This is a genomic window from Pseudomonas halotolerans (assembly GCF_039581215.1).
Classification (GTDB): domain Bacteria; phylum Pseudomonadota; class Gammaproteobacteria; order Pseudomonadales; family Pseudomonadaceae; genus Aquipseudomonas; species Aquipseudomonas tehranensis.
The window spans coordinates 84,681-107,078 of record NZ_JBCNTJ010000002.1; the positions used below are offsets into that span (position 1 = coordinate 84,681).

General features: G+C 61.3%; 19 protein-coding genes. 14 read left to right on the plus strand and 5 right to left on the minus strand.

The window, feature by feature from the left end; all coding sequences use genetic code 11:
• Positions 1-21: 21 nt before the first annotated feature.
• From AAIS01_RS02790 to AAIS01_RS02815, 6 genes are all read left to right on the plus strand, one after another.
• The gene (locus tag AAIS01_RS02790) at positions 22-1,749 is read left to right on the plus strand and encodes an autotransporter assembly complex protein TamA (RefSeq protein ID WP_343467706.1); all 1,728 of its coding nucleotides are present in this window, start codon (positions 22-24) and stop codon (positions 1,747-1,749) included.
• The gene (locus tag AAIS01_RS02795) at positions 1,746-5,432 is read left to right on the plus strand and encodes a translocation/assembly module TamB domain-containing protein (RefSeq protein WP_343467707.1); all 3,687 of its coding nucleotides are present in this window, start codon (positions 1,746-1,748) and stop codon (positions 5,430-5,432) included. The genes AAIS01_RS02790 and AAIS01_RS02795 overlap by 4 nt, the downstream gene beginning before the upstream one ends.
• A gap of 222 nt (positions 5,433-5,654) precedes the next feature.
• On the plus strand, positions 5,655-6,128 hold the full coding sequence (locus AAIS01_RS02800) for a MarR family winged helix-turn-helix transcriptional regulator (protein ID WP_092403190.1): 474 nt from the start codon (positions 5,655-5,657) through the stop codon (positions 6,126-6,128).
• Positions 6,125-7,594, plus strand: coding sequence for an efflux transporter outer membrane subunit (locus tag AAIS01_RS02805; RefSeq protein WP_343467708.1), 1,470 nt, complete (start codon positions 6,125-6,127; stop codon positions 7,592-7,594). The genes AAIS01_RS02800 and AAIS01_RS02805 overlap by 4 nt, the downstream gene beginning before the upstream one ends.
• Before the next feature lie 15 nt (positions 7,595-7,609).
• Positions 7,610-8,812 (plus strand): efflux RND transporter periplasmic adaptor subunit, encoded by a 1,203-nt coding sequence (locus AAIS01_RS02810; RefSeq protein ID WP_343467709.1) that lies wholly within the window; start codon positions 7,610-7,612, stop codon positions 8,810-8,812.
• 193 nt (positions 8,813-9,005) lie between these two features.
• The gene (locus AAIS01_RS02815; RefSeq protein WP_343467710.1) at positions 9,006-10,535 is read left to right on the plus strand and encodes a DHA2 family efflux MFS transporter permease subunit; all 1,530 of its coding nucleotides are present in this window, start codon (positions 9,006-9,008) and stop codon (positions 10,533-10,535) included.
• Between the two features lie 110 nt (positions 10,536-10,645).
• On the opposite strand, the gene lpxH is transcribed toward AAIS01_RS02815, so the two are convergent.
• The gene (lpxH, locus tag AAIS01_RS02820; RefSeq protein WP_343467711.1) at positions 10,646-11,413 is read right to left on the minus strand and encodes a UDP-2,3-diacylglucosamine diphosphatase; all 768 of its coding nucleotides are present in this window, start codon (positions 11,411-11,413) and stop codon (positions 10,646-10,648) included.
• On the minus strand, positions 11,410-11,913 hold the full coding sequence (locus tag AAIS01_RS02825) for a peptidylprolyl isomerase (protein WP_343468022.1): 504 nt from the start codon (positions 11,911-11,913) through the stop codon (positions 11,410-11,412). The genes lpxH and AAIS01_RS02825 overlap by 4 nt, the downstream gene beginning before the upstream one ends.
• A 249-nt stretch (positions 11,914-12,162) precedes the next feature.
• Here AAIS01_RS02825 and AAIS01_RS02830 point away from each other — a divergent pair, with 249 nt between their 5' ends.
• The 3 genes from AAIS01_RS02830 to AAIS01_RS02840 all read left to right on the plus strand — a co-directional run bounded on the left by AAIS01_RS02830 (position 12,163) and on the right by AAIS01_RS02840 (position 15,916).
• Entirely contained in the window at positions 12,163-13,860 is a 1,698-nt protein-coding gene (locus AAIS01_RS02830) for a glutamine--tRNA ligase/YqeY domain fusion protein (protein ID WP_343467712.1), read from the plus strand.
• Positions 13,861-13,881: 21 nt separating this feature from the next.
• Positions 13,882-15,264 (plus strand): cysteine--tRNA ligase, encoded by a 1,383-nt coding sequence (cysS, locus tag AAIS01_RS02835; RefSeq protein ID WP_343467713.1) that lies wholly within the window; start codon positions 13,882-13,884, stop codon positions 15,262-15,264.
• Positions 15,265-15,460: 196 nt separating this feature from the next.
• The gene (locus tag AAIS01_RS02840) at positions 15,461-15,916 is read left to right on the plus strand and encodes a DUF2214 family protein (RefSeq protein ID WP_343467714.1); all 456 of its coding nucleotides are present in this window, start codon (positions 15,461-15,463) and stop codon (positions 15,914-15,916) included.
• Positions 15,917-16,113: 197 nt separating this feature from the next.
• On the opposite strand, the gene csrA is transcribed toward AAIS01_RS02840, so the two are convergent.
• Positions 16,114-16,308 (minus strand): carbon storage regulator CsrA, encoded by a 195-nt coding sequence (gene csrA, locus AAIS01_RS02845; RefSeq protein ID WP_003179932.1) that lies wholly within the window; start codon positions 16,306-16,308, stop codon positions 16,114-16,116.
• 247 nt (positions 16,309-16,555) lie between these two features.
• Here csrA and AAIS01_RS02850 point away from each other — a divergent pair, with 247 nt between their 5' ends.
• Complete coding sequence (locus AAIS01_RS02850) at positions 16,556-16,921, plus strand: SPOR domain-containing protein (protein WP_343467715.1); 366 nt, start codon at positions 16,556-16,558, stop codon at positions 16,919-16,921.
• Positions 16,922-17,108: 187 nt separating this feature from the next.
• On the opposite strand, the gene AAIS01_RS02855 is transcribed toward AAIS01_RS02850, so the two are convergent.
• Complete coding sequence (locus AAIS01_RS02855; RefSeq protein ID WP_186654570.1) at positions 17,109-17,798, minus strand: endonuclease; 690 nt, start codon at positions 17,796-17,798, stop codon at positions 17,109-17,111.
• Between the two features lie 5 nt (positions 17,799-17,803).
• Positions 17,804-18,103 (minus strand): DUF1654 domain-containing protein, encoded by a 300-nt coding sequence (locus AAIS01_RS02860; protein WP_343467716.1) that lies wholly within the window; start codon positions 18,101-18,103, stop codon positions 17,804-17,806.
• A 133-nt stretch (positions 18,104-18,236) separates the two neighbouring features.
• Between AAIS01_RS02860 and AAIS01_RS02865 the strand changes: the two genes are divergently transcribed.
• From AAIS01_RS02865 to AAIS01_RS02880, 4 genes are all read left to right on the plus strand, one after another.
• Positions 18,237-18,683 (plus strand): hypothetical protein, encoded by a 447-nt coding sequence (locus tag AAIS01_RS02865; protein ID WP_343467717.1) that lies wholly within the window; start codon positions 18,237-18,239, stop codon positions 18,681-18,683.
• Positions 18,684-18,852: 169 nt separating this feature from the next.
• Positions 18,853-19,809 carry a sugar ABC transporter substrate-binding protein gene (locus AAIS01_RS02870; protein ID WP_092399316.1) on the plus strand — a complete coding sequence of 319 codons (957 nt, stop codon included), beginning with the start codon at positions 18,853-18,855 and terminating at the stop codon, positions 19,807-19,809.
• A 58-nt stretch (positions 19,810-19,867) separates the two neighbouring features.
• A complete protein-coding gene (locus tag AAIS01_RS02875; protein ID WP_343467718.1) occupies positions 19,868-21,421 on the plus strand; it encodes a sugar ABC transporter ATP-binding protein in 1,554 nt (517 codons plus the stop codon).
• Positions 21,418-22,395: an ABC transporter permease gene (locus AAIS01_RS02880; RefSeq protein ID WP_343467719.1), complete on the plus strand. Its 978-nt coding sequence runs from the start codon at positions 21,418-21,420 to the stop codon at positions 22,393-22,395. Before AAIS01_RS02875 ends, AAIS01_RS02880 begins: the two co-directional genes overlap by 4 nt.
• Positions 22,396-22,398: the final 3 nt, after the last annotated feature.

Genomic DNA, 22,398 nt, shown 5'->3' on the forward strand with positions numbered 1-22,398 from the left:
GCCCGTGATAGCATCCGCGCCATGAATTTCCCAGGACGAATGACCAGTGGTGCGCTCTTGCTGTCTATCAGTTGCGCGGCGCTGGCACAAAGTGAATTGGCTGTACGGGTCAAACCGTCCAACGACCCGCTCAAGGCTAACGTAGAAGGCTATATCGGCGGCGTGGGCGATCGTGACGAAGAAGCCTTGCTGCGCTTCAGTCGAGGTGCCGAGGAGCAGGCGCGCAAAGCCGCCCAGGCGTTGGGCTACTACCAACCGCAGATCGACAGCGAGGTCGAGGGCGGCAAGACCCCGCGCCTGATCCTGACCATCGATCCCGGCGAGCCCGTGCACCTGCGCAATGTCACCGTGCGCATCGATGGCCCGGCCGCTTCCCTCAAGGCTTTTCGCGTACCCGACAACGCCGCGCTCAAACCCGGCGCGGTGCTTAATCATGGGCGCTATGAAGACGCCAAACGGATGATCCAGAACCAGGCCTCGCGCTACGGATTTTTCAGCGGGCGATTTGTCAGCCAGAAGCTGCTGGTAGACCCCCAGGCCGGCGTGGCCGACATCGAGCTGGTCTACGACAGCGGCCCGCGCTACGCCCTGGGGCCGGTGAGTTTCGAGGGTGACACACCATTTGATGAAGCGTTGTTGCAGCGCATGGTGCCGTTCAAGGCGGGCGAGGCGTACGACTCGGAACTCATCGCAGAACTCAACCAGGCCCTGCAATCGAGCGGTTATTTCGAAGGCGTTCGGGTGGACGCGGCACCCACTGCCGCCACCGATAACGTGATCCCGGTGGCGGTCAAGCTCGACACCCGCAAGCCGCGCACCATGGGCCTGGGCTTGGGGTTCTCCACCGACGTCGGCCCGCGGGCCAAGGCCAACTGGACGCGCCACTGGGTCAATCCCCAGGGCCACAGTTACGGCTGGGAAGCCGAAGTGTCGGCGCCCCGGCAGAACGTCGGCCTGTGGTACGACGTCCCCCTGGACCCGCCCTTGACCGACAAGATGCGCTACGCCGGTGGCTATCAATATGAAGAGCTGTCCGGCACCGACAGCCTCAGCAAGCTGCTGACCGTGGGCCCGGAATGGCACAGCAAGTTGCCCAGTGGCTGGCAGCGGGTGGTGTCGCTCAAGTGGCAGCGAGAGGAATATCGGCTCGGCGACGACTCGGGCCTGAGCACCTTGCTGATGCCCGGCGTGAGCTATTCCTACCTGCGCAGTGACAACCGCATCGATCCGCGCAACGGCTATCGCATTCAATTTGACACCAAGGTCGCCAAGGAAGGGCTTGGCTCGGACAACAACCTTTTATATGGCACGGCCATGGTCAAGGGCCTGACCACCGTGTTCGACAAGCATCGCCTGCTGGCCCGTGCCCAGGTCGGTGGCAGCGCCACCAACGGCTACAAATCCATCCCGCCATCGCTGCGCTTCTTCGCCGGTGGCGACCAGAGCGTGCGCGGTTACGATTATCAGAGCCTGTCACCGGAAAACTCCGAAGGTGATCGCATCGGTGGTCGCTACATGGTCGCCGGCAGCCTCGAGTATCAGTATTCGATTGCGCAAAAATGGCGGTTGGCAACCTTCGTCGACCAGGGCAACTCCTTCAACAGCCTTGAGCTGCCGAGCCTCAAGACGGGCGTTGGCGTCGGTGTGCGTTGGGTGTCGCCGGTGGGGCCGATCCGCCTCGACCTCGCCCACGCACTGGATGACGACGGCGGCATTCGCTTGCACTTTTCCATGGGGCCCGAGTTGTGAGTCGTGGTTTGAAAATAGCGCTGCTGGCGCTCGGCACGTTGCTGCTGGTGGCCTTGTTGACCCTGAGCGTCGTGCTCGGCACGCCATGGGGCAGCCGTTGGGCGCTGGGCGTTGTGCCGGGTTTGAGTACGGATAATTTCCAGGGACGCTTGGGCGGCCAGTGGAGTGCCGACCACCTGGTGTGGCAGCAGGACAGCAGCCGAGTGGAACTCGATCAGGTGATCTTCGCCTGGTCGCCGCTGTGCCTGGCGCGCATGACCCTGTGCATCGATCAGCTCAAGGCCGATAAGGTCAGCCTGCAATTTCCTCCGTCCGCTGACGCGCCGAGCAGCGGTCCGATCACCTTGCCGGACCTGGACTTGCCGCTGGCCCTCGAACTGGGCGACGTGCAGGTCGGCAGCCTGTCGTTCAATGGCAGCGAACAACTCAAGGGCTTGCAACTGGCTGCGCACTGGACCGCCCAGGGTCTGCAGATCGACGCGGTGCAGTTGCAGCGCGACGCGCTGAGCCTGAAGTTGTCCGGGATGCTGCAACCGGGTGGCGACTGGCCGCTGAAGGCCCAGGGCCAGCTGACCTTGCCGGCGCCGGGCGCCACGCCGTGGACGCTGGACCTGAAGATCGATGGCAATCTGCTGAAAACCCTCAGCCTTAATGCCGACAGCAGCGGTTATCTGCAAGGCCGATTGGTCGGTGAGCTGCAACCGCTGGCGGACAACCTGCCAGCCAAGGTACGCATCACCGCCGACGGCTTCAGGGCCAGCGCCGATCTGCCGGATACCCTGATGCTCAATCAGGTTGAGCTGACCGGCGAGGGCGATCTGAACAGCGGCTACCAGTTGCTTGGCAAGGCAACATTGCCCGCCGAAAAAGGCCCGGTGGCATTGCTGCTGCAAGGCAAAGTGGACGCCAACGGTGCGCAGATCGCCGGCCTGGACCTCAACGCCAGTGATCAGCAATACCTCAAGCTCACCGGCCAGTTGGACTGGCGCGAAGGCCTGCGCGCCGAGGCGAAAATCGCCTGGCTGGACTTCCCCTGGCATCGCCTCTATCCGCTGATCGACGAGCCGCAAGTGGCGCTGCGCAGTTTCAACGGTGAAGTGTCGTATACCGATGGCCAATACCTGGGCAATTTCCAGGCGGCGCTGGACGGCCCCGCCGGAGCGTTCAGCCTGGACAGCCCGTTCAGCGGCGACCTGACGACCCTTCATTTGCCGCAACTCAAACTCGCCGCCGGGCAGGGCAAGGCCGAAGGCCATCTGACCCTGCAATTTGCCGATGGCATTGCCTGGGACACGGCGCTGGCGTTGTCCGCCATCAACCCGGCGTACTGGTTGGGCGAGCTGCCCGGCACCCTGGCCGGGCCGTTGCGCAGCACAGGCTCGATGAAAAACGACCGCCTTGAGCTGGATGCGGACCTGGACCTCAAAGGCAAATTGCGCGGCCAACCGGCGCTGTTCCAGGCCAAGGCCAACGGTGGCGGTGAGCAGTGGAACCTCAGCGCGCTGGACATTCGCCTGGGTGACAACCGCATCAACGGCACGGGCAGCCTGCAAGAAAAACTCACCGGTCAGATCGACATCAAACTCTCGCGCCTGGCCCAGCTCTGGCCACAGTTGCGCGGGCAGGTGCGCGGTCGCCTCAATGTGGCCGGGACACTCAAAGCCCCCCAAGGCAAGCTCGACCTGCAAGGCACGCAACTGGCGTTGCAGGACAACCGCCTGCAAAGCCTGAACCTGGACGCGACCCTCGACAGCGCGCAGCGCGGCAAGGTTGACCTCAAGGCCAGCGGTATTCGGGCAGGCGAAACCTCGCTCGGTGTCCTGACGGTCAGCGGGCAGGGCGACATCAGGCAGCAAAAACTCACCCTCGACCTGCAAGGGCCACAGCTTGAAACGACCCTGGCACTCGATGGCGTGTTCGACCAAGGCAACTGGCGCGGGCGTCTCAGTACTGGCAATGTGCAGGCCGGCGGCCAGGCCTGGCGTCTGCAAGCCCCGGCGAAGCTGGAGCGCCTGGCCAACGGCACGCTCAACCTGGGAGCCCACTGTTGGCGTTCCGGCCAGGCCAGCCTGTGTGGTGAGGACCAGCGCCTGATGCCGGAGCCGAAGCTGCGTTATCACCTCAAGCAATTCCCTATCGAAAGCCTGGCCCAGTGGATGCCCAAGGATTTTGCCTGGCAGGGCCGGCTCAACGCCGACCTGCAACTGGACCTGCCGGCCAGCGGCCCGAACGGACGCATCCTGGTGGACGCCAGCGGCGGTACTTTGCGGATCCGGGACAAGGACCGCGACGATGAGCAATGGCTGGACTTCCCCTACCAGACCTTGACCCTCGACAGTCGCCTGACGCCCAAGCGGATCGACACGAACCTGAATTTCGTCGGGGCCAAGCTTGGCGAACTGATGCTCCAGGCGCAGATCAACCCGTTGCCGGCCAGCAAACCGCTGAGCGGCTCTTTCCGCCTGAGCGGCCTGGACTTGTCCGTGGCTCGGCCATTCCTGCCGATGGTGGAAACCCTCACCGGGCACCTGAATGGCAGCGGCACGCTGTCGGGTGGTTTGTTGGCGCCCCAGGTCAACGGCAACCTGTTGATCAGCGATGGCGAAGTGTCCGGTCCGGAACTGCCGGTCAGCCTCGAAGACTTGCAGATGCGCGCCACGATTGCTGGTGACACGGTGCGTCTGAACGGTGACTGGAAAAGTGGCAAGGGCGGCCGAGGCAGCTTGACCGGGGACATTGGCTGGGGCGAAGCCCTGAGCCTGAACCTGGCGCTCAAGGGTTCGCAATTGCCGGTCACCGTCGAACCTTACGCGGTGCTGGAGGTGGCGCCGGACCTGACCATCACGATGAAGGGCGAGCGGCTTTCCATCGCCGGCAAGGTCCTGGTGCCCAAAGGCGAAATCACCGTGCGCGAACTGCCGCCGTCTACCGTCAAGGTGTCGGATGACACGGTGATCGTCGGCCACCAGACCGAGGAGGGCAAGACACCGATGGCCATGGCGATGGACATCGATGTGATCGTGGGCCAGGAAAAGCTCGCGTTTTCAGGCTTTGGCTTGACGGCCAACGTACAAGGCCAGGTGCACATCGGCGACAACATGGACACCCGTGGCGAGCTCTGGCTCAACGACGGTCGCTACCGGGCCTATGGGCAACGGCTGACGGTGCGGCGGGCGCGGCTGCTGTTCGCCGGACCCATCGACCAGCCTTACCTGGATATCGAAGCGATTCGCCAGACTGACGACGTGATCGCCGGCATTCGTTTGAGCGGCAGCGCTGAACAGCCGACCACGCAAATTTTCTCTGAGCCGGCCATGAGCCAGGAGCAGGCGTTGTCTTATCTGGTACTCGGCCGGCCGCTGAGCACCACCGGCGAGGACAACAACATGCTCGCCCAGGCAGCACTGGGCTTGGGGTTGATGGGCAGTGCGGGAGTCACCACTAGCCTGGCCAACAACCTGGGGATCGAGGATTTCCAGCTCGACACCCAAGGCAGCGGCGATGCCACCAGCGTCGTGGCCAGCGGTAATCTGACGGAGAAACTCAGCCTGCGTTACGGCGTCGGGGTGTTCGAACCGGCCAACACCATCGCCCTGCGCTACAAGCTCAGCAAACGGGTTTACCTGGAAGCCGCCAGCGGCGTCGCCAGCTCCCTGGATATCTTCTACAAGCGCGATTTCTAAGCCTCCCCCCGATCATCTGTGGGAGCGGGCTTGCTCGCGAAAGCGCTGTGTCAGTCAAATCAAAGTCGTCTGACACAGCGCTTTCGCGAGCAAGCCCGCTCCCACATTTTTATCTGCGTTTGTCGGGTTATACATAGCCCGCTAACTATTTGTTTGACATTTGCTGCCTAGGCAGTAACATCTCGACATACATTCACTGCCTAGGCAGTAAAAGGTGGTCAGATGAAACATTTCACCCCGGACGATTTCCACAATTGCCACCTCGGCATGCTGCTCGGTCGTGCCGCGCTGCTCAAAGACCGGATCATCGACACCCACATGGAACCCGTCGGCATCACCGCCGCGCAGTTCAAGGTGTTGATCATCATGGCCCAGCACGGCATCGATACGCCGGTCGAGCTGTGTCGGTATCTGTCCCTGGACAGCGGTTCGATGACGCGAATGGTCGATCGTCTGGAGCAAAAAGGTTTTCTGATCCGTCAGCGCTCGGCGGATGACCGGCGGCAGGTGCGACTGGTACTGACCGAAGCTGGTCAGGCCCTGGCCGATCGCCTGCCGGTTATCGGCGCCGATGCAATGAACCAATTGGCGGCCGCCATCAGCCGCGAGGAGCTGCAAATCCTCGAACAAATCCTCAAGAAAATTCTGCTCGCCGCCGGTGATCCCATCACCGTGTTGCGGTTGGGGGGCAAATGAGTCGTAAAACCTTGCGTACCCGCATCAGCCTGGTGTGGCTGGCCATGAGCCTGGCCGGTTGTGCCAGCTACAGTGGCCTGAACACCGAAGGGGTCAGCCTTGAAGCACAACACCTCGAGGCCGGGCAGTCGCTCAACGGTGTCACGCTGTCGCCCGCTGCCTGGCCGAAAAGCGATTGGTGGAAAAGCCTCGGCGATCCACAACTCGACGGCCTGATTCGCGAAGCGTTGCGCGACAGCCCGGACATGCAGATCGCCAGCGCCCGGGTGCATCAGGCCAGCGCCGCTGCCTATGCCGCCAATGCGGCGCGCATGCCGACTCTGGATGCCAGCGCCAGTGTCAGCCGTTCGCGCCTGGCCCGTGACCAGGATCCGCAAGGGCAGGGCGGTGCGTACAGCACCCTGCGTTCGCTGGGCGTGGATTTCAATTACAACTTCGACCTATGGGGCGGCCAGCGCGCGGCCTGGGAAGCGGCCCTGGGCCAGGCCCGGGCCGCCGAAATCGACCGGCAGGCCGCGCAGCTGACGCTCGCTGCTGACGTGGCCCGGGCCTACAGTGATTTGGGTCAGGCTCATATCATCTATGACCTGGCGTCCGAGGACCTCAAGCGCACCCGGCAAATGCTCGATCTGGGCAAGCGCCGCCTCAGTGCCGGGATCGACAGCGAATACCAGTTCCAGCAGACCGAAAGCCTGGAAGCCAGCGCCGATGCGAGCCGGATCGACGCGGAAAAACGCCTGCAAAGCGCAAAAATCGCCTTGGCGGTGCTGTTGGGCAAGGGGCCGGACCGCGGCAATGAAATCGCTCGCCCTCACGTGCTGCAAGCCAGTGCCGTCGCCTTGCCATCGAACCTGCCGGCCGAACTGCTGGGCCGTCGTCCGGACCTGGTCGCCGGTCGTTGGCGCGTCGAGGCGGCGGGCAAGAACATTGAGGCCGGCAAGACGAATTTCTACCCCAACCTCAACCTGAGCGCGGCGGCGGGGGTGCAGTCGTTGTTGGGCGACGCGATGTTCGGTTCGGCCAGCCGTTTCTTCAACGTAGCGCCGACCGTGTCGCTGCCGATCTTCGACGGTGGGCGTCTGCGGGCGGACCTGGATGCCCGGGATGCCGATTACGACATGGCGGTGGCGCAGTACAACAAGAGTCTGGTCAAGGCCCTTGGGGATGTCAGCGACACCATCAACCAGTTGCGCGACATCGAACGGCAGATCGCCGCGCAGCAACACGCCACCGATATCGCGCAGAACTCGTACGACACCGTGGTCCAGCGCTATGGCTCCGGCATCGGAAATTACCTGGACGTGCTGAGCATCGAGCAGCAGTTGCTCCAGGCCCAGCGCCAACTGGCGAACCTGAATGCCGAGCAGATCGACCTGTCGATCCAACTGATGCAGGCCCTGGGCGGTGGCTTCGAGGCCGACACCCTGGCTTCGGCCGCACCGGCCTTCACCACGCCGAACAACTGATTCGAGGTACTTGTCATGGCGACTGCCGAAACATCGCAACCCTCTGAAATTGCCCAGGACAGCAGCAACCCGCGCAAGCGCAAGCTGATGCTGCTGGGACTGACACTGATTGTCGTGCTGGGTGGCCTGGGCGTCTGGGCCTGGCACGAACTGTATGGTCGCTGGAGCGAGAGCACCGACGACGCCTATGTGAACGGCAACGTGGTGGAGATCACGCCGCAGGTCACCGGCACCGTGGTGAGTATCGGTGCCGACGACGGTGACCTGGTTCGCGAAGGCCAGGTGCTGGTGCGGTTCGACCCCAACGACGCCGAGGTCGGGCTGCAAAGTGCCCAGGCCAACCTGGCCCGTACCGTGCGCCAGGTGCGTGGTTTGTACAGCAACGTCGATGGCATGCGCGCCCAGGTCAAAGCCCAGGAGGCCGAGGTGCAAAAGGCCCAGGAGAACTACAACCGACGCAAGAACCTGGCGGCCGGCGGGGCGATTTCCCGGGAGGAACTGTCCCACGCCCGTGACGACTTGACCTCGGCGCAGAATGCGTTGGCCAACGCCAGGCAGCAACTCAAGACGTCCAGTGCCTTGGTGGATGACACCGTGGTGGCTTCCCATCCGGACGTGCAATCGGCCGCCGCGCAATTGCGTCAGGCCTACCTGACCAACGCTCGCAGTACCTTGATCGCGCCGGTCACCGGGTACGTGGCCAAGCGCACGGTGCAGTTGGGCCAGCGGGTGCAGCCGGGCACGGCGCTGATGGCGGTGATTCCACTGGATCAGTTATGGATTGACGCCAACTTCAAGGAAACCCAACTGCGCGACATGCGCATCGGCCAACCGGTGGACATCGAAACCGACCTTTATGGCAGCGATGTGAAGTACAGCGGCACCGTCGACAGTCTCGGTGCCGGCACCGGCAGCGCGTTTGCCCTGCTGCCGGCTCAGAACGCCACCGGCAACTGGATCAAGATCGTGCAGCGGGTGCCGGTGCGCATTCATATCAATGCCCAGGAACTGGCCAAGCACCCCTTGCGGGTCGGCCTGTCGACCCAGGTCGACGTCAATCTGCGGGATCAGAGCGGTCCGGTGCTGGCCCAGCAGCCACCGAAAAAAGCCTCTTTCAGCACCCAGGTTTACGACCGGCAACTGGTCGACGCCGACGCGATGATTACCCGGTTGATCCATGACAACAGTGCTGCTGCCAATAAGACGGTGCAGCGCTGATCACCCTGTGGGAGCCGAGCTTGCTCGCGATAGCGGCATGACAGGCAGCAGAGATATTGGCTGTAAGGGCCCCATCGCGAGCAAGCTCGGCTCCCACAGGTTTTGTGTTTTGTTCAATGGTCCAGGTAGTCCTGGAACCTGTGGGAGCAAGGCTGCCCGCGATTTCACCACCTGCGTTTCATAGGATCTCGCAATGAGCAATAACGCGTCCTTCACGCCGCCCAGCCTGTTGCTCAGCACCATCGGGCTGTCGTTGGCGACGTTCATGCAAGTGCTCGACACCACCATTGCCAACGTCGCCTTGCCGACCATTTCCGGCAACCTGGGCGTCAGCTCGGAGCAGGGCACTTGGGTGATCACCTCCTTCGCGGTGAGCAACGCCATCGCCTTGCCGCTGACCGGTTGGCTGAGCCGCCGCTTTGGCGAGGTGAAGCTGTTTTTGTGGGCGACGATGCTGTTTGTGCTCGCCTCGTTCCTGTGCGGTATCTCCACTTCGATGCCGGAGCTGATTGGCTTTCGTGTCCTTCAAGGGTTGGTGGCCGGACCGTTGTACCCCATGACCCAGACCTTGCTGATTGCCGTGTATCCGCCGGCCAGACGCGGCATGGCCCTGGCGTTGCTGGCGATGGTTACGGTGGTGGCGCCGATTGCCGGGCCGATCCTTGGCGGCTGGATCACCGACAGCTATAGCTGGCCGTGGATCTTCTTCATCAACGTGCCCATCGGGATCTTCGCCGTGATGGTGGTGCGCCAGCAACTGAAGGCGCGGCCGGTGGTCACCAGCTACCAGCCAATGGATTACGTCGGATTGATCACGCTGATCATCGGTGTCGGTGCGCTCCAGGTGATCCTCGACAAGGGCAACGACCTGGATTGGTTCGAGTCGAACTTCATCATTATCGGGGCGGTGATCTCGGTGATTGCCCTGGCGGTGTTTGTGATCTGGGAAATGACCGACCGCCATCCGGTGGTCAATCTGCGGCTGTTCGCCTACCGCAACTTTCGCATCGGCACCATTGTGCTGGTAGGAGGCTATGCCGGGTTCTTCGGCATCAACCTGATCTTGCCGCAGTGGTTACAGACCCAGATGGGCTACACCGCCACCTGGGCCGGGTTGGCGGTGGCGCCCATTGGCATCCTGCCGGTATTGATGTCGCCCTTCGTCGGCAAATACGCCCACAAGTTCGACCTGCGCCTGCTGGCCGGGTTGGCGTTTCTGGCCATCGGCCTGAGCTGCTTCATGCGCGCCGGGTTCACCAACGAAGTGGACTTCCAGCACATCGCCCTGGTGCAGTTGTTCATGGGGATCGGCGTGGCGCTGTTCTTCATGCCGACCTTGAGCATCCTGATGTCGGACCTGCCGCCGCACCAGATCGCCGATGGCGCGGGATTGGCGACGTTCCTGCGTACCTTGGGCGGCAGCTTCGCCGCGTCCCTGACCACCTGGATCTGGATCCGCCGGGCGGACCAGCACCATGCCTATCTGAGTGAAAGTATCAGCACCTTCGAACCCGCCACCCGCGAGGCGCTTAACCAGCTCGGTGGCGCGAGCGCACCCGCCTATGCCCGGCTCGAGCAGATCCTCAACAGCCAGGCGTACATGCTCTCCACCGTGGATTACTTCACGCTGCTGGGCTGGGCGTTCATGGGGCTGATCGTGCTGGTGTGGCTGGCGAAACCGCCGTTTGCGGCGAAGGCGGGGCCTGCCGCCAGCGGCCATTGAGTCAAGTATCTCCTTGTGGGAGCGAGCCTGCTCGCGATGGCGGTGGATCAGCCGGTACAGATGGCGACTGACACGCCGTCATCGCGAGCAGGCTCGCTCCCACAAGAGGGCTATGTGTGGCTGGAGATCGTGTCGGGCGCCGGGAGTTGCGGGGGCGGGGCAAAACCAAACGGCGCCAACGCAAACCCCTGTTCATCCACCTGCAACGCCCAGCCCTGCTTGTCCCAATCCCCCAGCACAATGCGTCGGGCGGCGTGTTCGCCCAGTTGCAGCTTATGGATGGCCGGGCGATGGGTGTGGCCGTGGATCAAGGTCTTCACGCCGTATTCTTGCATGATCCGCGGGATCTCTTCTGGCGTGACGTCGACGATGTCATTGGCTTTCATTCGCGTCTGCGTACGGCTTTCGCTGCGCAGTTTGCGCGCCAGTTTGTGGCGGCTGGCCAATGGCAGGTGACGCAGGATGAACAGCGTGACGGGGTTGCGCAGCCAGCGCCGCAACTTCATGTAGCCTTCGTCGCGGGTGCAGAGGCTGTCGCCGTGCATCAGCAGCACCGGTTCACCGTTGAACTGCACGACACTGGGGTCCTTGAGCAGGGTGCAGCCGGCCGCTTTGCAGAAGGCCTGCCCGAGCATGAAGTCGCGATTGCCATGCATCAGGAAAATGGCCGTGCCGCTGTCGCTCAGTTCGCGCAGGGCTTGGCAGATGGAACGCTGGAACGGCGTCATGGCATCGTCGCCGATCCAGGCTTCAAAAAAATCGCCCAGGATGTACAACGCTTGCGCCGAGCGGGCGCGTGTGGCGATCAAATCCAGAAACGCCCGGGTAATGTCCGGGCGCTCCTCTTCCAGATGCAAATCTGAAATCAGCAGTATCACTCAATGATCTCGGCTTTCTCGATGATCACGTCGTCTGCTGGCACGTCCTGATGGCCGGCCTTGGACGTGGTGGAAACGCCCTTGATCTTGTCGACCACGTCGGTGCCTTCAACCACTTTGCCGAACACCGCATAACCCCAGCCCTGGGTGGTCTTGCTGCTGTGGTTCAGGAAGCTGTTGTCGGCCACGTTGATGAAGAACTGCGCGGAAGCCGAATGCGGCTCCATGGTGCGGGCCATCGCGACGCTGTACTTCTCGTTCGCCAGGCCGTTGTCGGCTTCGTTCTGGATGCTTGGGCGCTTGTCTTTCTTTTCTTTCATGCCTGGCTCGAAACCGCCGCCCTGGATCATGAAGTTACCGATGACACGGTGGAAAACGGTGTTTTCGTAGTGGCCGGCCTTGACGTATTCAACGAAGTTGGCAACGGTGATCGGCGCCTTTTCGGCATTCAGTTCCAGCACGATGTCGCCGTGGTTGGTGGTCAGTTTGACTTGAGTCATGATCGCTACTCTTTCAAGAAATTCGTGGGTTTCGGGGCTTTGCTGCCCGCAACCGGTCTGGCTGTAATCGGCCAGGCTGGGCAGTTTAGCGCGCCGAGCGGGTTTTTCGAGGCGGTTTTTCATCTGACGGTCGATTAAATTCAATCGTTTGCCGGCCTGGCCTGTCAGGTGCTTGACAGCATCGGCTATGATACGGGCTTTGATTTATCAGGCCGCACCCGGCCGCGCACTTGTACGTTCAAGGATCCTATGAGCAAGCCCACTGTCGACCCTACCTCGAATTCCAAGACCGGCCCGGCCGTGCCGGTCAATTTCCTGCGCCCGATCATCCAGGCGGACCTGGATTCGGGTAAGCACACGCAGATCGTCACCCGTTTTCCGCCGGAGCCCAACGGCTACCTGCACATCGGTCACGCCAAGTCGATTTGCGTGAACTTCGGCCTGGCCCAGGAGTTCGGCGGCGTCACGCACTTGCGTTTCGACGACACCAACCCGGCCAAGGAAGACCAGGAATACATCGACGCGATCGAAAGCGACGTCAAGTGGCTGGGTTTTGAATGGGCCGGTGAGGTGCGCTATGCCTCGCAGTATTTCGACCAGTTGCACGACTGGGCGGTGGAGCTGATCAAGGCCGGCAAGGCCTACGTATGCGACCTGACCCCTGAACAGGCCAAGGAGTACCGCGGCAGCCTCACCGAACCGGGCAAGAACAGCCCGTTCCGTGATCGCAGCGTCGAGGAAAACCTGGACCTGTTCGCCCGCATGCGCGCTGGCGAATTCCCGGACGGCGCACGGGTGCTGCGCGCCAAGATCGACATGGCCTCGCCGAACATGAACCTGCGCGACCCGATCATGTACCGCATCCGTCATGCCCATCACCACCAGACCGGCGACAAATGGTGCATCTACCCCAACTATGACTTCACCCACGGTCAGTCGGACGCCATCGAAGGCATCACCCACTCGATCTGCACCCTGGAGTTCGAGAGCCATCGTCCTTTGTACGAGTGGTTCCTGGAGCACTTGCCGGTGCCGGCCCAGCCGCGCCAGTACGAATTCAGCCGCCTGAACCTGAACTACACCATCACCAGCAAGCGCAAGCTCAAGCAACTGGTGGACGAAAAGCACGTCAACGGCTGGGATGACCCACGCATGTCGACGCTGTCGGGCTTCCGTCGTCGTGGCTACACGCCAAAATCGATCCGCAACTTCTGCGAGATGGTCGGCACCAATCGTTCCGACGGCGTGGTGGACTTCGGCATGCTGGAGTTCAGCATCCGCGACGACCTGGACCACAGCGCCCCACGCGCCATGTGCGTGCTGCGCCCGTTGAAAGTGGTGATCACCAACTACCCGCAAGACAAAGTCGAGAATCTCGAGCTGCCTTGCCACCCGAAAGAAGACATGGGCGTGCGCGTCCTGCCGTTCGCCCGGGAAATCTACATCGACCGTGAAGATTTCATGGAAGAGCCGCCAAAAGGCTACAAGCGCCTGGAGCCTGCCGGTGAAGTGCGCCTGCGCGGCAGCTACGTGATTCGGGCCGACGAAGCGATCAAGGACGCCGATGGCAATATCGTCGAACTGCATTGCTCGTACGATCCCGAGACCCTGGGCAAGAACCCGGAGGGTCGCAAGGTCAAGGGCGTGATCCACTGGGTGCCGGCCGCTGCCAGCGTCGAGTGCGAAGTGCGCTTGTACGATCGCCTGTTCCGTTCGCCGAACCCTGAAAAGGCCGAGGACAGCGCCAGCTTCCTGGACAACATCAACCCTGACTCCCTGCAAGTACTCACCGGTTGTCGTGCCGAGCCTTCGCTGGGCAACGCACAGCCGGAAGACCGTTTCCAGTTCGAGCGCGAAGGTTACTTCTGCGCGGATATCAAGGACTCGAAACCCGGTGCTCCGGTGTTCAACCGTACCGTGACCTTGCGCGATTCCTGGGGTCAGTGATCAAGTCTTAAGGGAAACCCTGTGCTTACGATCTACAACACGCTCACCAAGAGCAAAGAAGTCTTCAAGCCGCTGGACGGTAACAAGGTCCGCATGTACGTCTGCGGGATGACCGTGTACGACTACTGCCACATCGGCCATGGTCGCAGCATGGTCGCCTTCGACCTGGTGACCCGCTGGTTGCGTTTCAGCGGTTATGACCTGACCTACGTGCGCAACATCACCGACATCGAAGACAAGATCATCAACCGCGCTCGCGAAAATGGCGAGCCGTACGATGCGCTGACCGAACGCATGATTCAGGCCATGCACGAGGACGAGGCGCGCCTCAATATCCTCAAGCCGGACCTTGAACCCCGTGCCACGGACTATATCCCTGGCATGCAGGCCATGATCCAGACCCTGATCGACAAGGGCTACGCCTACGCCCCGGGCAATGGCGACGTGTACTACCGCGTCGCCAAGTTCATGGGTTACGGCAAGCTGTCGCGCAAGAGGATCGAAGACCTGCGCATCGGCGCGCGCATCGAAGTCGATGAGTCGAAACAGGACCCGCTGGACTTCGTGCTGTGGAAAGCCGCCAAGCCGGGTGAGCCGAGCTGGGAGTCGCCGTGGGGCGCCGGGCGTCCGGGCTGGCACATCGAATGCTCGGTGATGTCCACCTGCTGCCTGGGCGAGACCTTCGACATTCATGGCGGCGGCAGCGACCTGGAGTTCCCGCACCACGAAAACGAAATCGCCCAGAGCGAAGCGGCCACCGGCAAGACCTACGCCAACGCGTGGATGCATTGCGGCATGATCCGGATCAATGGCGAGAAGATGTCCAAGTCCTTGAACAACTTCTTCACCATCCGTGACGTGCTCGACAAATACCACCCCGAAGTCGTGCGTTATCTGTTGGTGTCGAGCCATTACCGCAGCGCCATCAACTATTCGGAAGACAACCTCAAGGACGCCAAGGGCGCCCTGGAGCGGTTCTACCATGCGTTGAAGGGCCTGCCGAAGGTGCCGGCTGCCGGTGGCGAAGCCTTTGTCGCGCGTTTCACCGAAGTGATGAACGACGACTTTGGCACGCCGGAAGCCTGCGCGGTGCTGTTCGAGATGGTGCGCGAGATCAATCGTCTGCGTGAGAGCGATCTCAATGCGGCGGCGGGCCTGGCGGCGCGCCTGAAAGAACTGGCCGATGTGCTGGGTGTGTTGCAGCTCGAGGCGGATGATTTCCTTCAGGCCGGTGCCGAAGGTCGTGTGGACGCCGCCGAGGTCGAGGCGTTGATCCAGGCACGCCTGACGGCGCGGGCGAACAAGGACTGGGCCGAATCGGACCGCATCCGCGACCAGCTCACCGCCATGGGCGTGGTACTGGAAGACGGCAAGGGCGGGACGACCTGGCGTCTGGCTGACTGAGTCTTTACGCAACACCCCCCTGTGGGAGCGAGCCTGCTCGCGATTACGGAGTGTCAGACAACATTGTTGTCGGCTGATACACCGCTATCGCGAGCAGGCTCGCTCCCACAGGTTTTTTGTATTCCGGTCCTGGCAATCATCCTGTTATGAGCTAGTACTGTCAGGTCGATTCAACATCCTCTGACAGGAATCTTCCATGTTGGCTCATTGGTCTTTGGCGGCAATTCATCTTCTGGCGTTCGCCCTGGGATTCTGGGCGGTGCTTGCCCGTGGCACGGCGTTGCGACGCCTGGCGGGCGGTATGGACGCGGTTCGAAACGTGTTGATGGCGGACAACCTGTGGGGGCTATCGGCATTGGTCCTGCTGGTGACCGGCGGGATGCGTGCTTTCGGCGGATTTGAAAAAGGCACGGACTATTACCTGCATCAGCCGCTGTTTCACCTGAAGATGACATTGTTCGTGCTGATCCTGTTGCTTGAAATCGCGCCGATGATCGCCTTGATCAAATGGCGGATGGCACTGGGCAAAGGGCGTGCGATCGATCCTTCGAAAGCGGGCCGGTTTGCGCGGATCAGTCACATTGAAGCCTTGCTGCTGGTGCTGATGGTGATCGCTGCCACAGGAATGGCTCGCGGCGTGGGGTTGGGATGACCCGCACGAATACCTGCTTCATCGCCATTAAAACGAAACGTCTGACAGCCATGCTATGGGCCATGTCATTAGTATCGGTTTGACGGGATGAACGAAAAATCAAAGGCGGGATGGAGCAGGGGTGAGGGACGGTCGGCATGAATCTTTAGCCAGCCTTGCGACGATGCATACGGGCTGGCTACGGACTGCTGCAGGGTTCAGGGCGTTTGCGGCTTGTCAGGGGCGGTAAGGCCCGCCTGAATGCGCTGATAAATTTCTTCGCGATGCACCGCAACGTTTTTCGGAGCGTTGATGCCGATACGGACTTGTTGGCCGCTAACGCCCAGAATGGTGATCGTGATGTCGTCACCAATGTTTATGCTTTCACCGACTTTGCGGGTGAGTATCAGCATGGTGTTCTCCTTGATTGCTTTATAGGGCACCTGATTCAGGCAGTGCAGATGTCGGTACTGCTTATAGATTAGTGCCAAGTGTCACAATGTGGGTGCCTCTTTCTGACGCGCAGACGCAGCATTAATTCCCAGGGTGCGACTATACAGAGACGCCGTGCAGGTTTCTCGTGTTTTGAGCGCTGTTTACGGCGTTATTGACGGGCTTGAGTGTTAAAATCCCCGCTCCATGTCTTCCGGGGTAAACGTTGTGCGCAAATTGGCTTGGGTAATCGCGGTATTGGCGCTGGCAGGATGCGGTGAAGGGCGTGACGTCGACACGCCGAAGCCGAAGGTGGCGGCGACCCTCACGCCGACCGCTGCCGCTGCGCCACAGTGGGGCGTTGAAGTCCGGGGCGAAATCCCACAGGCTGTCAGCGATCTGACTGCGTGGCTCATCGAGCACAGTTTTGTATCAAACGTGGTGAAAGAGGATGGCAAGGACCGGGTTCTGGTCGGGCCTTTCAATTCAAAGGCTGAAGCCGAGGCGAAGCAGGCGCAATTGAACGCCGCCCTGGTTCGAGCGAAAAAGCGCAACATCGAGTCGCTGGTAGTGGATTACCCGACCGCTCAATAAACCCCGCCCAAGCGAAAAGTCAGTTAAGTCACAGCAGCTGTGGGAGCGAGCTTGCTCGCGATAGCGGTGGATCTGCCAACGTTGCGGTTGACGTTGACGTTGACGTTGACGTTGATGTTGAGGGGCATGCCCCTCTCGCGAGCAGGCTCGCCCCCACCGTTGATTTGCGCTGTTCCCACAGGCGAGATCAGCCGCAGGCCTGCAAATTCACCGGGCCCACGAACTCGTTGCCACGACCCATCACGCAGGCGACGCTCTGGTTGCGCTGGCGCTCCCAGCTCTGTACCGGGTAGGTCTTGTCCCAGGCTTCATACAGGCGCCGATCCTGTTTCGAGAGGCGCAGGCCGTATTGTTTACTCATGTAGAAATACGTCCGGGCGATCATTCCGCGGATGGAAGGGCGGGGCATGACTTTCTTGGCCTTGAAATCCACCTGGGTCAGGCATGAGCCGTACTGGCCCTTCTGCGCCGGCAGCCAGCCAAAGCTGAAATTGCTGCGGTCGCCGTTCACTTCCCCGATGCTCGGCACCAGATTATGAAGATCGGCCTCGGCCCGTTGATAGACTGGGTCGTGGCGGGTGCAATTCTTGCGGCCGCCTTGTTGCCAGCATTGACGCTGATGACCGATCTGCCAGGCCGGGACGATATGCTCCCACTCGATACGCGCGGCGCGATTGGCGTTTTTGCGCGGCACATAACCGCAGGCAGCCAGGTTCACGCGATTGCCGGAGTATTTGCAGCCACAGTAGAACTCGGTGGATTGGGGAGCATAAAGCTTCCAGGCGACTTTCTTGGCCTCGCTGAACGTACGGGGCGCATCGGCTTGCGCGCCCATGGCGACCATCACAAGCAATAAAGCTAAACAACGAACACTCATCAGGCTCAATCTTCCTTCGGCACAACCCAGAACACCTGCACACCGCCATCGTCGCGATAGGCGAGGGTGACGTTGTCGTTCTCGTCGATTTCTTCCAGCAGACGCTCCCACTCATCCACCAGCTCCTCGGGAAGCCGGAAGATCAGGGCTGCCTTGGCTTTTTGTGCGGTGGGGGCGTTGATGATTTTCGAAACCCGAAGGCCCAGTCGAGTATAGGAATCTAAGGGGGTAGATGCAGCGGACGGTGTTGCCACAGGATTATCCTTATTAAGCTGTACGTGCGTACAGTATTTAACCGTAGGCATTTACGCAACTGCTTAAAATTCAAGAAAATCCTCTGACAACGCTTTTTCCGTTTTGGTGTAGGAAAAATTAAACTAAAGAAGCCGCTCAAGCAGTCGATGGCCTTCGTAGGAATCTTATTCATGGAGTTTTGTTATGTCGTTTTCCGTCGGCTTTCCAAATGCAGCGGCCGTCACCATCGGCGGCCAGTCCGCGGCCACGCTCAAGGCCTTGAGCCAAGCGAGCGCCGAGGCAGCCGATGAGACACTTGGCCTGACGCAGGCGCCAGGCCAGGTCCGTACGAGCATGAGCCCTGCGTCCGAAGGCAAGACCGAAAAGAGCGGGAGCACCCAGAGCATTGCCGTGCAGGTGTTGCTCAAGCGCATGCAAGAACTTCAGCAGCAGCTCAGAGAGCAGCAACAGCAGTTGGCCGCTGCGCAGAAACAGGTCTATCCCACACCCGAAGCCAAGACCTCGACGGTCATGGCGATACAAGGCCAGATTGCCGACACCAGTGGTGCATTGATGGAGGTCACCGGCCATCTGATCACAGAGCTGGCCAAGGGCACTGGCTCGGGTGCCTTGGTCAACACGACGGCCTGATCCGGCAGCCTTGCGGTGAAATCCGCACGTTGACAAATCTCGGAAGCTTTACCATAGTTCCCTCTACGCAAACGTTTGCGCAGCCTTCGTTGATGTTTGGCGACGGCCTGTGGAGCGACTTCCCGTGCAACGATTTTGCTCAAAATAATCATAAAATCGGAGTGAACCCATGAAGTTGCCATTCGCTGGACGCCTTCTCGCCGTCGCCATGCTCGCGGCCGCATCCGCTGCGCTGCCTTTCTCTTCGGCCTTTGCCCAGACCCCGGAAAAACCCAAGGTGGCCCTGGTCATGAAATCCCTGGCCAACGAGTTCTTCCTGACCATGGAAGATGGCGCCAAGGCCTACCAGAAGGAACACTCCGCCGATTTCGACCTGATCTCCAACGGGATCAAGGATGAAACCGACACCGCCAACCAGATCCGTATTGTCGAGCAGATGATCGTGTCCAAGGTCGATGCCCTCATCATCGCGCCAGCCGATTCCAAGGCCATGGTGCCGGTGATCAAGAAAGCCGTCGACGCTGGCATCACCGTGATCAACATCGACAACCAGCTCGATCCGGCCGTGGTCAAAAGCAAAAACATCACGGTGCCGTTCGTAGGGCCGGACAACCGCAAGGGCGCGCGCTTGGTGGGTGAGTACCTGGCCAAGCAGCTCAAGGCCGGTGATGAGGTCGGTATCATCGAAGGCGTGTCCACCACTACCAATGCCCAGGCGCGCACCGCCGGCTTCAAGGACGCCATGGAAGCGGCGCAGATCAAGGTCGTTTCCCTGCAATCGGGCGACTGGGAGATCAACAAGGGCAATCAGGTTGCCGCCTCGATGCTCAGCGAATACCCGAACATCAAGGCACTGCTGGCCGGTAACGACAGCATGGCGGTCGGCGCGGTATCGGCCATTCGCGCTGCCGGCAAGGCGGGCAAGGTGCAAGTGGTCGGTTACGACAACATCAACGCCATCAAGCCCATGCTCAAGGACGGTCGCGTCCTGGCGACTGCCGACCAGTTCGCCGCCAAACAGGCTGTTTTCGGCATCGAGACAGCCCTGAAGATCCTCAAGGGCGAAGCCGTCGACAGCGGCACCAACGGCGTTATCGAAACTCCGGTCGAGCTGGTGACCCAGTAGTTATCCTGGCGACACAACGACGCTCGCCCTTGTTGGCGAGCGTATTGGAGAGTTTTTTATGTCCGTTCGCGACCCGAACGCTGTCCTTTCGGTCAGCGGCATCGGCAAGACTTATGCCCAACCGGTACTGAGCGACATCGACTTGACGTTGATGCGCGGCGAAGTGCTGGCGCTGACCGGCGAAAATGGCGCCGGTAAGAGCACTCTGTCCAAGATCATCGGCGGGCTGGTGACGCCAACCACCGGGCAGATGCAATTCCAGGGGCAGGATTACCGTCCCGGCAGCCGTACCCAGGCGGAAGAGCTTGGCGTGCGCATGGTGATGCAGGAGCTTAATCTGCTGCCGACGCTTTCCGTGGCCGAAAACCTGTTCCTCCACAACCTGCCCAGCCGTGGCGGCTGGATCAGTCGCAAGCAACTGCGCAAAGCGGCGGTCGAGGCCATGGCCCAGGTGGGGCTGGATGCGATCGATCCTGACACGCTGGTCGGTGAGTTGGGCATCGGTCATCAGCAGATGGTCGAGATCGCCCGCAACCTGATCGGCGATTGCCATGTGCTGATTCTCGACGAGCCCACCGCAATGCTGACCGCTCGTGAGGTCGAGATGCTCTTCGAGCAGATCACTCGTCTGCAGGCTCGGGGCGTGTCGATCATTTATATTTCCCATCGCCTTGAAGAACTGGCTCGAGTGGCTCAGCGCATTGCAGTGCTGCGTGACGGCAACCTGGTTTGCGTCGAGCCCATCGCCAACTACAACAGCGAGCAACTGGTGACGCTGATGGTTGGGCGGGAACTGGGCGAGCACATCGACCTGGGGCCGCGCCAGATCGGCGCGCCAGCACTGACCGTCAATGGCTTGAGCCGTTCGGACAAGGTCCGCGATGTGTCCTTCGAGGTGCGCAGTGGCGAGATATTCGGTATTTCCGGGCTGATCGGGGCAGGGCGCACCGAGCTGCTGCGGCTGATCTTTGGCGCCGATACGGCCGACAGCGGCACGGTGGCGCTGGGCTCGCCGGCCCGTGTCGTCAGCATTCGCTCGCCGTCCGATGCGGTGGCCCACGGCATCGCGCTGATCACCGAGGACCGCAAGGGCGAAGGCCTGCTGCTGACTCAATCCATCGCCGCCAACATTGCCCTGGGCAACATGCCGGAAATCTCCAGCGCCGGCTTCGTCAATGGGAGCGAGGAGTTCTCGTTGGCGCAACGCCAGATCGACGCCATGCGAATCCGCAGCTCCAGTCCGACACAGTTGGTGTCCGAACTGTCGGGCGGCAATCAACAGAAGGTCGTGATCGGTCGCTGGCTGGAACGCGATTGCTCGGTGTTGCTGTTCGACGAGCCGACCCGTGGCATCGACGTCGGCGCCAAATTCGACATCTATGCGCTGCTCGGTGAGCTGACGCGCCAGGGCAAGGCGTTGGTTGTGGTGTCCAGCGACTTGCGGGAACTGATGCTGATCTGTGACCGGATCGGCGTGCTGTCCGCCGGCCGCCTGATTGACACCTTCGAGCGCGACAGCTGGACCCAGGATGACTTGCTTGCCGCCGCATTCGCCGGCTACCAGAAACGTGATGCGTTGCTCAACGAAGCAGCGCCTAGGGACTTCTCATGAAAACCGTATCTGCCGTCGGCAAATCGAGTGGCAACTTCTATGGCTTGGGCACCTACCTGGGGCTGGCCGGGGCCTTGTTGGCGATGATCGCGTTGTTCTCGGTCCTGAGCAGCCATTTTCTTTCGTATGACACCTTCAGCACCCTGGCCAACCAGATTCCAGACCTCATGGTGCTGGCGGTTGGCATGACCTTCATTCTGATCATTGGCGGTATCGACCTGTCGGTGGGGTCGGTGCTGGCCCTGGCCGCATCGACGGTAAGCGTGGCGGTGCTGGGCTGGGGCTGGAGTGTCTGGCCAGCCGCATTGTTGGGCATGGCCGTGGCGGCGCTGGCCGGTACTGTGACCGGTTCGATTACCGTGGCGTGGCGGATCCCATCGTTCATCGTTTCCCTCGGCGTGCTGGAAATGGCTCGCGGCCTGGCGTATCAGATGACTGGCTCGCGGACTGCCTACATCGGGGATTCCTTCGCCTGGCTGTCCAATCCGATCGCCTTCGGCATTTCACCGTCATTCATCATTGCCTTGCTGGTGATCTTCATCGCCCAGGCTGTGCTTACCCGCACCGTGTTTGGCCGTTACCTGATCGGCATCGGTACCAATGAAGAGGCCGTTCGCCTGGCGGGTATCAATCCAAAGCCTTACAAGATCCTGGTGTTCAGCCTGATGGGGTTGCTGGCCGGTCTGGCCGCGCTGTTCCAGATTTCCCGCCTGGAGGCGGCAGATCCGAACGCCGGTTCAGGGCTTGAGCTACAGGTCATCGCTGCGGTGGTCATCGGCGGCACGAGCCTGATGGGCGGGCGCGGTTCGGTCATCAGCACCTTCTTTGGCGTGCTGATCATCTCCGTGTTGGCAGCGGGTCTGGCGCAGATTGGCGCCTCCGAACCGACCAAGCGCATCATTACCGGCGCGGTGATTGTGGTTGCGGTGGTGCTCGACACCTACCGCAGCCAGCGCGCCAGCCGGCGGGCCTGAGCC

Coding starts and splice junctions, on each gene's coding strand:
- AAIS01_RS02790 (WP_343467706.1), top strand. CDS start 22: ATGAATTTCCCAGGACGAATGACCAGTGGTGCGCTCTTGCTGTCTATC.
- AAIS01_RS02800 (WP_092403190.1), top strand. CDS start 5,655: ATGAAACATTTCACCCCGGACGATTTCCACAATTGCCACCTCGGCATG.
- AAIS01_RS02805 (WP_343467708.1), top strand. CDS start 6,125: ATGAGTCGTAAAACCTTGCGTACCCGCATCAGCCTGGTGTGGCTGGCC.
- AAIS01_RS02810 (WP_343467709.1), top strand. CDS start 7,610: ATGGCGACTGCCGAAACATCGCAACCCTCTGAAATTGCCCAGGACAGC.
- AAIS01_RS02815 (WP_343467710.1), top strand. CDS start 9,006: ATGAGCAATAACGCGTCCTTCACGCCGCCCAGCCTGTTGCTCAGCACC.
- AAIS01_RS02825 (WP_343468022.1), bottom strand. CDS start 11,913: ATGACTCAAGTCAAACTGACCACCAACCACGGCGACATCGTGCTGGAA.
- AAIS01_RS02830 (WP_343467712.1), top strand. CDS start 12,163: ATGAGCAAGCCCACTGTCGACCCTACCTCGAATTCCAAGACCGGCCCG.
- AAIS01_RS02840 (WP_343467714.1), top strand. CDS start 15,461: ATGTTGGCTCATTGGTCTTTGGCGGCAATTCATCTTCTGGCGTTCGCC.
- csrA (WP_003179932.1), bottom strand. CDS start 16,308: ATGCTGATACTCACCCGCAAAGTCGGTGAAAGCATAAACATTGGTGAC.
- AAIS01_RS02855 (WP_186654570.1), bottom strand. CDS start 17,798: ATGAGTGTTCGTTGTTTAGCTTTATTGCTTGTGATGGTCGCCATGGGC.
- AAIS01_RS02860 (WP_343467716.1), bottom strand. CDS start 18,103: ATGCCTACGGTTAAATACTGTACGCACGTACAGCTTAATAAGGATAAT.
- AAIS01_RS02865 (WP_343467717.1), top strand. CDS start 18,237: ATGTCGTTTTCCGTCGGCTTTCCAAATGCAGCGGCCGTCACCATCGGC.
- AAIS01_RS02870 (WP_092399316.1), top strand. CDS start 18,853: ATGAAGTTGCCATTCGCTGGACGCCTTCTCGCCGTCGCCATGCTCGCG.
- AAIS01_RS02875 (WP_343467718.1), top strand. CDS start 19,868: ATGTCCGTTCGCGACCCGAACGCTGTCCTTTCGGTCAGCGGCATCGGC.
- AAIS01_RS02880 (WP_343467719.1), top strand. CDS start 21,418: ATGAAAACCGTATCTGCCGTCGGCAAATCGAGTGGCAACTTCTATGGC.